10 protein-coding genes are annotated in these 12,005 nt (G+C 57.6%); 5 read left to right on the forward strand and 5 right to left on the reverse strand.

The genetic code is table 11. The features are described 5' to 3' along the window. Window positions 1-161: 161 nt before the first annotated feature. Complete coding sequence (locus P7F28_RS15145; protein WP_277185340.1) at window positions 162-1,172, reverse strand: LacI family DNA-binding transcriptional regulator; 1,011 nt, start codon at window positions 1,170-1,172, stop codon at window positions 162-164. A gap of 143 nt (window positions 1,173-1,315) precedes the next feature. Between P7F28_RS15145 and P7F28_RS15150 the strand changes: the two genes are divergently transcribed. Beyond that, window positions 1,316-3,559, forward strand: a complete 2,244-nt coding sequence (locus P7F28_RS15150) for a glycoside hydrolase family 3 C-terminal domain-containing protein (protein ID WP_277185341.1) — start codon at window positions 1,316-1,318, stop codon at window positions 3,557-3,559. A 47-nt stretch (window positions 3,560-3,606) separates the two neighbouring features. Here the strand turns inward: P7F28_RS15150 and P7F28_RS15155 are convergent, their stop codons facing one another. Beyond that, window positions 3,607-4,239, reverse strand: coding sequence for a TetR/AcrR family transcriptional regulator (locus P7F28_RS15155; protein WP_277185342.1), 633 nt, complete (start codon window positions 4,237-4,239; stop codon window positions 3,607-3,609). A gap of 93 nt (window positions 4,240-4,332) precedes the next feature. Between P7F28_RS15155 and P7F28_RS15160 the strand changes: the two genes are divergently transcribed. Both P7F28_RS15160 and P7F28_RS15165 read left to right on the forward strand, forming a co-directional pair. Continuing rightward, window positions 4,333-4,911: an NnrU family protein gene (locus P7F28_RS15160; RefSeq protein ID WP_277185343.1), complete on the forward strand. Its 579-nt coding sequence runs from the start codon at window positions 4,333-4,335 to the stop codon at window positions 4,909-4,911. Between the two features lie 135 nt (window positions 4,912-5,046). After that, on the forward strand, window positions 5,047-5,913 hold the full coding sequence (locus P7F28_RS15165; RefSeq protein ID WP_277185344.1) for an alpha/beta fold hydrolase: 867 nt from the start codon (window positions 5,047-5,049) through the stop codon (window positions 5,911-5,913). A gap of 12 nt (window positions 5,914-5,925) precedes the next feature. On the opposite strand, the gene clpP is transcribed toward P7F28_RS15165, so the two are convergent. After that, window positions 5,926-6,537 (reverse strand): ATP-dependent Clp endopeptidase proteolytic subunit ClpP, encoded by a 612-nt coding sequence (gene clpP, locus P7F28_RS15170; protein ID WP_277185345.1) that lies wholly within the window; start codon window positions 6,535-6,537, stop codon window positions 5,926-5,928. A gap of 200 nt (window positions 6,538-6,737) precedes the next feature. Between clpP and P7F28_RS15175 the strand changes: the two genes are divergently transcribed. Next, on the forward strand, window positions 6,738-7,640 hold the full coding sequence (locus P7F28_RS15175; RefSeq protein ID WP_277185346.1) for a sigma-70 family RNA polymerase sigma factor: 903 nt from the start codon (window positions 6,738-6,740) through the stop codon (window positions 7,638-7,640). Window positions 7,641-7,790: 150 nt separating this feature from the next. Here P7F28_RS15175 and P7F28_RS15180 read toward each other — a convergent pair whose 3' ends face one another. Continuing rightward, the gene (locus tag P7F28_RS15180; RefSeq protein WP_277185347.1) at window positions 7,791-8,042 is read right to left on the reverse strand and encodes a hypothetical protein; all 252 of its coding nucleotides are present in this window, start codon (window positions 8,040-8,042) and stop codon (window positions 7,791-7,793) included. Between the two features lie 605 nt (window positions 8,043-8,647). Further along, complete coding sequence (locus P7F28_RS15185; RefSeq protein WP_277185348.1) at window positions 8,648-9,880, reverse strand: glycosyl hydrolase; 1,233 nt, start codon at window positions 9,878-9,880, stop codon at window positions 8,648-8,650. A gap of 1,500 nt (window positions 9,881-11,380) precedes the next feature. Between P7F28_RS15185 and P7F28_RS15190 the strand changes: the two genes are divergently transcribed. Beyond that, the coding region (locus P7F28_RS15190) for a sugar transferase (RefSeq protein WP_277185349.1) at window positions 11,381-12,005 on the forward strand (625 nt) is incomplete at its 3' end.

A 12,005-nucleotide genomic window follows, 5' to 3' on the forward strand; every position in this document is an offset into this window, starting at 1 on the left:
GCAGAAAGGATTGGTAAGCCATCTCGAAAATGGCTAATCTGGGTAACCGTTTTCCCAATCAGATGTTGGGACACGCTTCAAACCAAAAAACACGCGCTTTGCGATGCTCGCCAAGCGCGCGGAGACACTCATGCCTTCAGCATCCCTAACGATATTTATTGCTATTGCGATACGCCAGTTTTCGCGCAAGGCGCAGTCGATTCGCGCACGATCAGACACGGCTCGATCGTGACATGCTCGATTTCGCTTTTGCCCGCGAGCGCGTCGATCAGCTTTTGCATGGCGATTTCGCCCATGACCTCGCTCTGGGTATCGACGCTGGTCAGCGCAGGCGCGGAAATTTCGCCATAAGGCACGTTGTCGATGCCGGTCACCGACACATCGTGCGGCACGCGAATGCCCAGCGCGGTCGCCGCCTTGATAAAGCCGAGCGCGATCAGATCGTTGTAGCAAATGACGGCTTGCGGACGCTTCGGCCCGAGCATGACACGCGAACAGGCATGCTCGCCGGCGCGATTGGTCGGCGCGTGGACATCGTGCACATCAAGTTCGAGCCCGTGCTGCGCGAGGCAGTCGCGCACACCAGCAATCCGCTCGTCATTGATGCGCGCCTGTCCGAAGCCGAGATAAGCGAAATTGCGGTGCCCGAGATCGAGCAAATGACGCGTGAGCATAAACGTAGCCAGCCGATTGTCGATACCCACGCTCGGAATCGGCAACTGCTCGCTGCGCCTGAGCAGCACCAGCGGTTTGTCGAGATCGAGCAGCCATTGCGACGCCTCTTCCGGCAGACGCGAACTGAGGATCAGGCCATCGACACGGCGGGCGAGGGCTTCGGTAAGCGGGCGTTCGCGCGCCTGGTTTTCATCGACATCGACCAGCAGCAGGGTGTAGCCGTGGCGCAGCGCCACGCGATTCGCGCCTTTCACGACGTTGGTGAAATGCGGGTTGCTGATATCGAGAATGGTCAGGCCGATGGTGTGCGTTTCCTTTGTGACCATCGAGCGGGCGAGCGGATTGGACTGATAGCCGAGTTCCTCGATAGCCGCCTTCAACCGCGCTTCCACCGGCTCGGTGAAACGCTTGGTGCCGTTGATGAACTTGGACACGGTCGCGACCGAAACGCCCGAGCGCGCCGCGACGTCGCGAATGGTTGCCGAAGGTTTCTTCATGTGGAAAACGTTTGATTGAGGTAACGGATACGCCGCACTGAACCGCATTAAGCCGCAGTGAGATGCACTGGAGCAGTGTACCGGGAACAGCGAGTGACACCAACGATAAGTATGACTGAGTATTTTAAAAGGAGGCGGGACAGATGAACAAGCGAAGCTTGGTAAGCGTGGCCTTGGCTACGATTTTCACCGCAGCATGCGGCGGTCATAGCGATGACGGCACGCCGCCCGCGACCAACGCGCACGCGTGGATGGATACGTCGCTCGCGCCACAGCAACGCACGGCGCTGTTGCTTGCGGCCATGACGTCCGATCAGAAGATTGCGCAGATCACGGGTTCGCCCGGCGTGGTGCCCGAGATTCCATCGTGTTATGGCAGCCGTCATATCACGGGCATTCCGGCATTGCAGATTCCCACTTTGCGCGTGACCAACGGTCCGGTCGGCGTCGGTCAGAACGATTGCGTGTCGCCCGATTTGCCGGGATTGCCGCTGTCGTCGCTGTCGAGTCCCGCATCTGCGAAGGCGACCGCGCTGCCTTCGGGCATGGCCGTGGCTGCATCGTTCGATACAACCGTCGCCAGCCAGTTCGGCGATGTGATCGGACGCGAATCGCGCAATCTCGCGCTGCATGTGCTCGAAGGTCCGGGTATGAACCTCGCACGCAATCCCACGCTCGGCCGCAATTTCGAGTACTTCGGCGAAGATCCGATTTTGAGCGGCACGATGGGCGTCGCTGAAATCAAGGCGATTCAATCGCACGGCGTGATTGCGATGGCGAAGCATCTGGTCGCCAACGAGCAGGAAACGAATCGCATGACCATCAACGAAAATATCGACGATAAGACCTTGCACGAGCTGTATATGGTGCCCTTCGAAATGGCGGTGAAGGACGGCGGCGTGGCGTCGGTGATGTGCTCGTACAATTCGGTGAATGGCTATTCCATGTGCGAAAACAAGCACATTCTCACCGATGTCCTGCGCGGACAATGGGGCTTTACCGGCTACGTGCAGTCGGATTTCTTCGCGGCGCACAGCACGGCCAACACCATGCTCGCCGGACTGGACAATGAAATGCCCGGCATCGACGTTGCGCCGCTTACGGCATGGTGGACGCCCGCGAAGATCAACGCGGCGCTCGCGGCGGGGCAGATCAAACAATCGGATATCGATACTGCGCTTGGCCGCCGCTATACGCAGATGTTCAAGCTCGGTATCTTCGATCGGCCCGTCACGCAGACCGCCATCGATCAGACCGGCGACGGCGCGATTGCACGCGCGATCGGTGAGCAATCTGCGGTACTCCTGAAGAATTCGAATAACCTCTTGCCGTTCGATGCAAAATCCATCCGCACCGTCGCGCTGATCGGACAAGCGGCGTATGCGAACAAGGCGGTGTCGGGATGCTGCGGCGGCAGTTCCGATGTGATTCCGCTCTACACCGTGACGCCGCTTCAGGGCGTGCAGAACACGCTGAAGCAACTCGGTTCGAACGCGACGGCCAATCTCACCATCGTCGCCGACGACAACAGCAATCTCGCCGATGCCGTCACCGCAGCAAAACAGGCCGACGTGGTGATCGTTCTCGCGGGGACGATTGCGGAAGAGGGCGCGGACCGGACGAGCATCGCGTTGTCGAACAATCAGGATGCGATTGTGACGGCGATAGCGGCGGCGAATCCGCGCACGGCCGTCGTGATGAAGGACAACGCGTCCGCGCTGATGCCGTGGATCGATCAGGTGCCCGCCGTGCTGGAAACGTGGTTCCCCGGTCAGGAGGACGGCAACATCATGGCGGGACTGGTGTTCGGCGTGGTGAATCCGTCCGGTAAGCTGCCGGTCACGTTCCCGAAGAACGCGGGCGACTGGCCGGCGAATACTCCGGCGCAGTTCCCCGGCGTGACGGTCAATGGCGTGCCGACAGTCACGTATTCGGAAGGCTTGCAGATCGGCTATCGGTGGTATGACGCGCAAAACGTGAAGCCGCTGTTCGCGTTCGGTCACGGGCTGTCTTATACGAGCTTCGCGTTGTCGGGTCTGAAGGTGACGCCGCAGGCATCGGACGGCACAAAGCCGATTACCGTGCAGGTGGATGTGCAGAACACCGGCAAGCTCGCGGGCGCGGAAGTGCCGCAGGTGTATCTGTCGTTGCCCGCGGGATTGGGCCAGCCGCCCAAGCGTCTGGTCGGATTCCAGAAGGTGCAGCTTGCGCCGGGTGAGACGAAGACCGTGCAGATCACCATCGATCCGACGTCGGCGAGCCACGCGCTCGGAACCTGGGATACGGCGTCGCAGCAGTGGAAGACCGCGAGCGGTGTGTATCAGGTGCTGGTGGGCGATGCGTCGGATAGTCTGACGCTGAATTCGACCATGTCGATCAGCAATTAAGGCGATGGCCGGCCTGTTTTCAGGCCGGCCTTCAGCGCTTAAAGCATTTACGACGCGCGTAGTTGGCCGCCGCCTGCATCGAGAATCGCGCCGAGCAAGGTGGTGGCGTCGCCGCCATCGGACAAGTTGCCGACGATCTTGTCGAGCCGCCCGTCGATTTGCAGCATGGCGTAGCCGTGAACGAGCGACCACGCAGCCACGAGCCGGGCCGCCGATGCGGTCGGTATGGTGCCGTCCGGCGCGAGTTCGGCACCGACCGCGTCGCGCAGTACGGATTGCGCTGCGTTCATTGCTTCGAACAGAGTCGGCCGCGACAGGTCGAGCCGTTCGCTGCGGAACATCAGCAGGAACAAGCCCGGATAGCTCGTGGCGAAGGCGACATACGCGCGACCCAATGCGGCGAGACGTGCTTCGGGCGCATCGATTCCGGCGGCGGCATCGAGCAGAGACCGTTCGAAGCGCCGAAAGCCGACCGCAGCCAATTCGCTCAGCAAACCCGCGACGTTATCGAAGTGATTCTTCGGCGCAGCATGCGATGCCCCCGCTTCACGCGCGGCGGCGCGCAGCGTCAGCCCCTCAAGACCCTCGCGCGCGAGGATGCGTTCCGCGCCTTCGAGCATGGCCTCACGCAAAGCGCCGTGATGATACGGACGCTTCGCTTTCGTCTTCTCGACCGTCATTCGTTGACCTCATGTTGACATCGTCAATTTTAGCTTGACGACGCGCAACGCGATCACTACTCTCGATGTTGTCACTGTCAATATTCTCGGGTCATGCTACTCCTCGTCATAGGTTTGCTGGTGTTTCTGGGCATTCATTCCGTATCGATCGTGGCTCCAGGCTGGCGCGCCGCGCAGATTGCCAGACTCGGCGAAGGCCCGTGGAAAGGGCTTTACTCGCTGGTATCCATCGCCAGTTTCGTGGCCATGCTCTATGGCTACGGCATGGCGCGACACGCACCGGTCATGCTCTACGCGCCACCCGTGGCACTGCGCCATCTCGCGTTGCTGCTGATGCTGCCGGTTTTCCCGCTGCTGATCGCAGCCTATCTGCCGGGTCGAATCAAACGCGTAGCGCGGCACCCGATGTTGCTTGCCGTGATCCTCTGGGCGCTGGCGCATTTGATCGCCAATGGATCGCTTCGTGATGTCGTGCTGTTCGGCGGCTTTCTCCTCTGGGCAATCGCCGATCTGGTATCGGTCAGCCGGCGCAAAAATCCGCGCGCGGTGCCGGGCGCACCTGCCTCGCCGGTCAACGATGTGATCGTTGTGGTGGCCGGATTGGGCTTTTACGCGTTCATGGTCCTGTATGGGCATGCGCATTGGATCGGCGTCGCTCCAGTTGCGCCATAAGGTTAATTGTTCTCCTAATCAGAACAGTACGTTCTCAGTAGCCGATATTCCGTCGAATCCGAGAATGCTTCACGATGGCTTCACTGGCGATGCAAACCGCATCGCTCCGATCAAACCTTGATTAGGAATGAAGCCATGAACCCGATTCCTGTTATTCGCCACGCCTCCGAAAACATTGACGGCCTCAACGTCTTCTACCGAGAAGCCGGCCCGTCCGATGCGCCCGTCGTTTTGCTGCTGCACGGCTTTCCGACCTCGTCGCATATGTTCCGCAATCTGATTCCCATTCTCGCCGCGAAGTATCACGTCATCGCGCCGGACTATCCGGGTTTCGGCCAAAGCGATGCACCCGATCACACCGCCTTCGCCTACGGCTTCCAGCGCTTCGCCGATATCGTCGATACCTTGCTGCGCCGTCGCGGTATCGATCGATTCGCCATGTACGTGATGGACTACGGTGCACCGGTGGGTTACCGGCTCGCACTGAAAGATCCGAAGCGCGTGACGGGACTGATCGTGCAGAACGGCAACGCCTATGAAGAAGGGTTGCGTGAGTTCTGGAATCCGATCAAGGCCTATTGGGCCGATCACTCGCAGAAGAACCGCGAAGCACTGCACGGACTCGTCACACTCGAAACGACGAAGTTTCAATACACGGACGGCGTCGCGGACCTGACGCGGATCAGCCCCGACAACTGGGTGCACGATCAGGCCTTGCTCGACCGGCCCGGCAACCGCGAAATCCAAATGGACCTGTTCCTCGACTACGGGACGAACGTGCCGCTGTATCCGCAGTTCCAAGCGTTCTTCCGCGAACATCGTCCGCCGACGATTATCGTGTGGGGCAAGAACGACAAGATTTTCCCGGAAGAGGGCGCGCATCCGTATCTGCGTGATTTGCCCGATGCCGAACTGCATATTCTCGACACCGGACACTTCGCGCTGGAAGACAAGCTCGATGAGATCGCGCCCTTGCTGATGAGCTTTCTTGATCGCATTTGATGTGTTTCCAGATTAGCGCGAGTGACGATCGGCGAGCACGTCGTCGATCAACCCATAGCGTTTCGCTTCCTCGGCGGACATGAAGTTGTCGCGTTCGGTGTCACGCTCGATCTGCTCCACGCTTTGGCCCGTGCAATCCGCCAAGGCAGCATTGAGCCGCTTGCGCAGATACAGCACTTCCTTCGCCTGTATTTCGATGTCCGCAGCCGTGCCCTGACTGCCGCCCGAGGGTTGGTGAATCATGATCCGCGCGTTGGGCAGCGCGTAGCGTTTGCCTTTTTGTCCGGCCGCGAGCAGGGAAGTCGCCATGCTCGCGGCGAATCCCGTGCATAGCGTAGAGACTTCGGGCTTGATGAACTGCATGGTGTCGTAGATGGCGAGCCCGTCGTACACCGAACCGCCCGGCGAGTTGATATAGAGCGAGATATCTTTGTCGGGATTCTCCGCTTCGAGATAGAGCAGTTGCGCGACCACGAGACTGGCGGATTGCCCGTCCACCGGACCGACCAGAAACACGATACGTTCGCGTAGCAGCCGCGAGTAAATGTCGAACGCGCGCTCGCCACGCCCCGATTGTTCGATCACGGTCGGCACGAGCCCGAAGCTTGCGTAGAGAGAGGTCATGTCAGCGTCCTTTGATAAGGGCAACGCAGCGGCGCCACGTTCTGTGTTGATGACGGCTGTGGAAGCCAATATGTGACATGAAAATATTTTCGCTGGCCTGTCACGCGGGCACAGCTTCGCCCGTCATACGCATGAATCCCGGCGTTCTGGCAGACTTTGGCAGACTGACTGCGCCGGACCACCTTGCACGGAGCATCTGCATGACTGAACCACGCATCCCAAAAAACGATCGGCGCGCCCCGGTTACTTTCGACTTTTTCCACGCCCAGCGCCGGCGTCTGGTGTCGCTCGCGTATCGCATGCTCGGCAGCCGCGCGGAAGCGGAAGACGTCGTGCAGGACGCGTGGCTGAAGTGGCACACAGCGGACTCGGCCGAACTGCGCGAGCCGGGCGCATGGCTGACCACGGTGGTCACGCGGCTGTCCATCGACCGATTGCGGGTGCTTCAAACAGAATACGCGGCACGCGAGAGTGGCTGGCTGCCGGAACCGTGGATCGATTCGACCGTGCCTTCGCCTGAAAACGAAGTATTGGACGGCGCGCAGTTGTCGTATGGGTTGACGCTGCTAATGGATAAGCTTTCGCCCGACGAGCGCGCGGCGTTTTTACTGCGCGAGGCTTTCGACTGTGATTACGCCGCTATCAGCGAGGCTATCGGCAGGCAAGCGGAACACTGCCGTCAGCTTATCCATCGTGCGAAAACGCGGCTCGCGCGTGCTGGCGCGCCGCAGAAACCGGTCGATGCTGTTGCACGGCGGCGCGTGGTCGGGCAATTGCGCGATGCGATTGCGGCGCAGGATCACGCAGCGCTGTTCGAAGCGCTCAACGGCACGCAGATGGTCTGCGACACGCCCGAGCCGGTGTACGCGGTGGCCCACGCCGAAGTGCCGCAACTCGAAGAGCCAATGGGCGACGCACTGTTTGTCGATGGCGATGTCGTGGCGTTGTGGGTTCCGGGCTTCAACGCGGACGGCGAATTCGTGATGCACATCGTGACCGAGCCGGAGGCGGTGGCCGAAGTGAATCGTACGGTCGGGCGGGATGCGATCACGCAGTTGTTGGCGCGAATTTCTCAGGAAGCGAAGTTGTCGCTGCTTGTTTGATCGACGCGATTTATTGTTGAGTTGGCAGGATTGCCCAAGATCTTGTCAGAAAACTCGGCTTTTGATTGAACTAATCTGTACGCATCGCGTAAAAAGACGCGAGTGGTGGTAGTTGCTGTCCGCCGCTAAACCTTCATGTTGGCGCGTGAGTTATTTCAGAGAAGGAAAGTTCATCAGCAAGTCGTCTTCGTTCGATCGCTTCTTCGATGTACTGCACGTCTCGCAGAGCACGGCGAGATAGTCGAGTTCGACTGTATCCCAGGTAGTCGCATCGATCGGTTCGGAAAGCGTCGCCAGATACGCCACGTGAAATGCCGATCTATCGACAGAAGCATGACAAATGGCGCAATTCGCGATACGACTGCGGCCGGGATAAGTGGCCGGAACATGCTCGCGAGCCATTACCCGGTCTACACGGGCATCGAGACACGCGCGAGAACAGTAGCATTCGAGGCCGCGAAAGTTATCACTCTCGACATGAGCCACGCGTCCATCGAAGTGCAAACGCGACCGTTCGCGAACGACCTCGTACACGCGGCCCAGGAAGATCTTGTGACAATGAAAGCATTCGAAATGCTCCGGCTGAGCGAGTTCCATGCGAATGCCCTCAACGGTGGGGGCTACTCAGCGTAGTGAGTTGCCTGAATGGCGACTGATCTTTGTGTATTGCCGACCACGGTCCTGAACGCGGACAAGGCAACTATAGTCGATCCCGTCGATGAAAAGACGAGATAACTAAAACTTTATTGAAGAGTCAGTTGAGCGGAATGCAGTTCCTTGGTGCACGCGGTTGCGTCACTGGAGAATATGCATCGCATGATAGTCGATCACAGAAAATGATTAGCTATACGAATGAAGTGAATTAATTGGTAAGACTCAATGGAAATCGTGGCGTTGACTCTGTCCGATATGCGAAAGAGGAGCTGGCAAGAAGCGCGTGCGCTTCTTGCCGTGAGGGCGGTCAACTAGAAAGTGTCACTTACGCGAACCGCTCCGATGCGTTTGCCTTATTTCGGATGAGACGAAACGAAGGACTTGTAGGCGCTGTATGCAGCCTTCTGCGTTTTCCCATCGTTCTGCAACAAGCCGTACGGACCTTCGCCATACGAGGGATCGTCATAAAGCTCATACATTTGAATCGACTCGACATCGTACGTCGATGCAACCGAGGCAAATTCCGCCATCATGCTGTTGCCGGTCAGGTATGTAGCGATCTGAGCATTGGTGCCTTGATCAGGACGCACGCCGAATTCGGTCAGCCAAATGGGTTTTCCGAAACTCTGAAGTTTGGAGAGCACGTTATAGCATCCCGAGCCGCCGCATGCGTTCTGGATATCACCGAAGTCGGAGTACCAGTGCCATGCGGTGATGTCCCAGGATACGACAGGATGCCCGCTCGTGCCGTCCGGTTGAGTGCCTTGTGCCAGCATTTGGTCGAAGGCGAAATGCAGCCAGCCCAGCGCACCAATAACGATCTTCGCCTGCGGATCGACCGCCTTCACGCCTGCGATTAGTCCTCGAATTGCACTGCGAGCAATCATGAACTTGGCGTTATCGAAATCCGTGGGCTTCGTGCCGTCGACATTGCCGACCAGCGTTTCCAATTCCAGTTCGTTCCCGATCTCGTAGTACGGCGCGTGCATCTGATTGGCAACTTGCTGCGCAAGCGTATAGCCCGCGTTATATGCGGCGGCTTCGTTCTGGAAAGATTGGCCGATGGTGATCGTGGGATAGAGTGTCACGCCGCCGGCTGCCATGGTTTTCGCGGCCGCAGCGAGCGTTGCGGCGCTGTTCACGTCACCAACATCGTTGCGGTAAATCTTGACGCCGAGATCCTGCAATTGTGAAAGCTGAGTTTGTATGCTCGTGGTGTCATACGCGCCACCGGAGCTGATATGGCCGTTGACGCCATAAAACACGCTGCCCGTGGTCGAAGTCTTGCCGGTTGAGGCGGGCGTCGAGTTGGTTTGCGAAACGGAGACATTCAGATTAACGGTGTTGCGAACGCCGTTTTGCGAGCTGGACGCAATCACCTGCCAGGTTGCCGAGCCTGCCGTCAGTTTGGATGTATCGACCGACACCGAATACTTGCCGTTCGCCGGAGCGACGGACGCGCCGATCTTCTTTCCGGTGGACGAGTCATACACCGCGACACTGACCCATTTCGATCCCGCCGTACCTTGAACTGTGACGGTTCCGGAGACTGTTGCGTTTGCCGACGGCGACGCCACGGTGAACACAGAGGCGTTTCTTGCTGCGTTTGCGACCGCGGATACGTTCGAAGCCGCGGATGTGTCTTCACCGCCGCCGCAAGCGGACAGCAACACGCCACCGGCAATGGCAGCAGTGAGCAGGCGTGCTGCCGGTACAAGCGAAAAGAGATTGCGCCCTTGTTTAATTAGGATGCCAGACGATCGTTTGAGAGGGGTGTTTGAAGAATTCATTTAGTCAATTAAGCAATTAGGGTAACTAACGGGTAATAACGAAATGTGTGCATCAAATAAACGTCGTCACCGCGAGGGCTGCACGAAAAAAGCGACAACAGGAATCCACGCGTTCCGGATAAGAACGCCTGTTCTGAATCGGTGCGACGATGATTAGCAGATGAAAGCGAAGAGCGAGATGAGGGCGAACCTGATCAATGCACGAGCGTTCTAAAGATGAATTCAAAGGGACACATGCGCAAACGTTTGCGCCCTAAAATTAGTCTCTAATGCAAACTTTCTTCCGCCTGCGCCGTCCTGGTCGATCAACTACGTCCAGCGCGAAACGTATTGTCGGACTATAACATGAATAAATTATTTACCGCTAGCGTAAATATCATACGGTAATAGGTACTTGTTTAGCGTTCCGAAACAACATTAATCATCAGATGAATAAGGGTTTGAGAGTGATGGTTGTTGAAAAACCGTCCTTATGTGCGCTTATTCAACGCCCAGCAAAGGTATGGAAGAGCGATTTGGTAAATCCTTCGCCCACTGCCCATCGCCTAAGGCAAGCTCAAAATGAAATGTATTGAACGGGTAAACACGCACTCATCGCTATTGCAGCAACAACAAAAATCGAGCTTGCTGTTGCGACAATCCGACATGTGGTGACATTAACGATACGGTCGTGCTGATTCACTTCTATTGCGCTATCAGACTCACCGCACGTGCGACACACGAGATTCGGTCTGCTCGCGTTTGCATGGCATAACTATCTAAAGTCGCATGCCGACGCTGATCTTCACCAAAGCGCAAAAGAATCTTCACACGGTTATTTTTTCTATATTCAGTCAGTCTGATTGGCAGGATTGACCAAGGTGTTGGCCAGAATTTTTTTGCGCATCACGTATGCTTGGTCCTTGTCTGTATCCATCTCTACCTCAAGCACAGAAGCTCGCGATCGATCGTGTTGAGGGCTTCAGACAATCTCGTCACCCGGAGCGCGTTTAAGCGATGCACCTTTCCGTCGTGTCTGCGCTGAGTACCCGCTCCGACGATTGACGCGACGAATCCGCAGTGTGCAGCGAAAACGCCGATGTAATCCCTAATTGATATTAGGACTACATATATGTCACGTCGAAATGTCATGGAATCGTCTCGAGTTTTGAATCACGTTATCGGCTGCACGCTGTCACTGATCTACTGACCTCAAACGATACGTTCGCGATCGTCTCGCTGACGAGCGCTTCAGTCCTGAATTCGAGCACGGAAACGCCGAGGTAATCGTCGAGTAACTTTGATCCGGGGACCGCAATGGCATTAGCCGACAAGGTGTGGGAGTCAGTGTCAGACGATGGTGTACCTGAGTACGCGGGTGCGAGAGACTCCATTTCATCGGAGTCTTCTGTCGAGGCCGCCGCGAGCCAGTCACTTTCGTTCGATGACTACGATGCCGACGACACGTTCGAACCAATTGCGCTCAGCGACGTCGCCAAGCGCGCCATGGACATTCTCGGGTCGGCTGCCTTGCTCGTTTTGCTCCTGCCGGTGTTCATCGCGTTATGTCTGATTGTCGCGAGAGACGGCGGACGGCCGATCTTCGGTCATGTCCGTGTAGGACAAGGCGGAAGGGCGTTCAAATGTCTGAAATTTCGCTCCATGGTGACCGACGCCGATGCCGTACTCGCGGATCTTCTTGCTAAGGACAGTCAGGCCAGGGAAGAGTGGAATCGCGACTTCAAATTAAAGAATGATATTCGGATCACGCCTATCGGCCGCTTACTGCGTCGCACGAGTCTGGATGAACTTCCGCAACTCTGGAACGTGCTTCGCGGTGATATGAGCCTTGTCGGTCCTCGTCCTATTGTCGAAAAGGAACTGCCCCGCTACGGCAAAGACAGACGCTATTACCTGCTGGTCAAACCCGGAATGACGGGAC

Origin of the sequence: Caballeronia sp. BR00000012568055 (assembly GCF_029439455.1) — a bacterium.
In the GTDB taxonomy this organism is placed as follows: domain Bacteria; phylum Pseudomonadota; class Gammaproteobacteria; order Burkholderiales; family Burkholderiaceae; genus Caballeronia.

Excerpts from the sequence above, each read along its gene's own strand:
- P7F28_RS15155 (WP_277185342.1), bottom strand. The coding sequence starts at position 4,239 with ATGACGGTCGAGAAGACGAAAGCGAAGCGTCCGTATCATCACGGCGCT.
- P7F28_RS15150 (WP_277185341.1), top strand. The coding sequence starts at position 1,316 with ATGAACAAGCGAAGCTTGGTAAGCGTGGCCTTGGCTACGATTTTCACC.
- P7F28_RS15160 (WP_277185343.1), top strand. The coding sequence starts at position 4,333 with ATGCTACTCCTCGTCATAGGTTTGCTGGTGTTTCTGGGCATTCATTCC.
- P7F28_RS15180 (WP_277185347.1), bottom strand. The coding sequence starts at position 8,042 with ATGGCTCGCGAGCATGTTCCGGCCACTTATCCCGGCCGCAGTCGTATC.
- P7F28_RS15165 (WP_277185344.1), top strand. The coding sequence starts at position 5,047 with ATGAACCCGATTCCTGTTATTCGCCACGCCTCCGAAAACATTGACGGC.
- P7F28_RS15145 (WP_277185340.1), bottom strand. The coding sequence starts at position 1,172 with ATGAAGAAACCTTCGGCAACCATTCGCGACGTCGCGGCGCGCTCGGGC.
- P7F28_RS15175 (WP_277185346.1), top strand. The coding sequence starts at position 6,738 with ATGACTGAACCACGCATCCCAAAAAACGATCGGCGCGCCCCGGTTACT.
- clpP (WP_277185345.1), bottom strand. The coding sequence starts at position 6,537 with ATGACCTCTCTCTACGCAAGCTTCGGGCTCGTGCCGACCGTGATCGAA.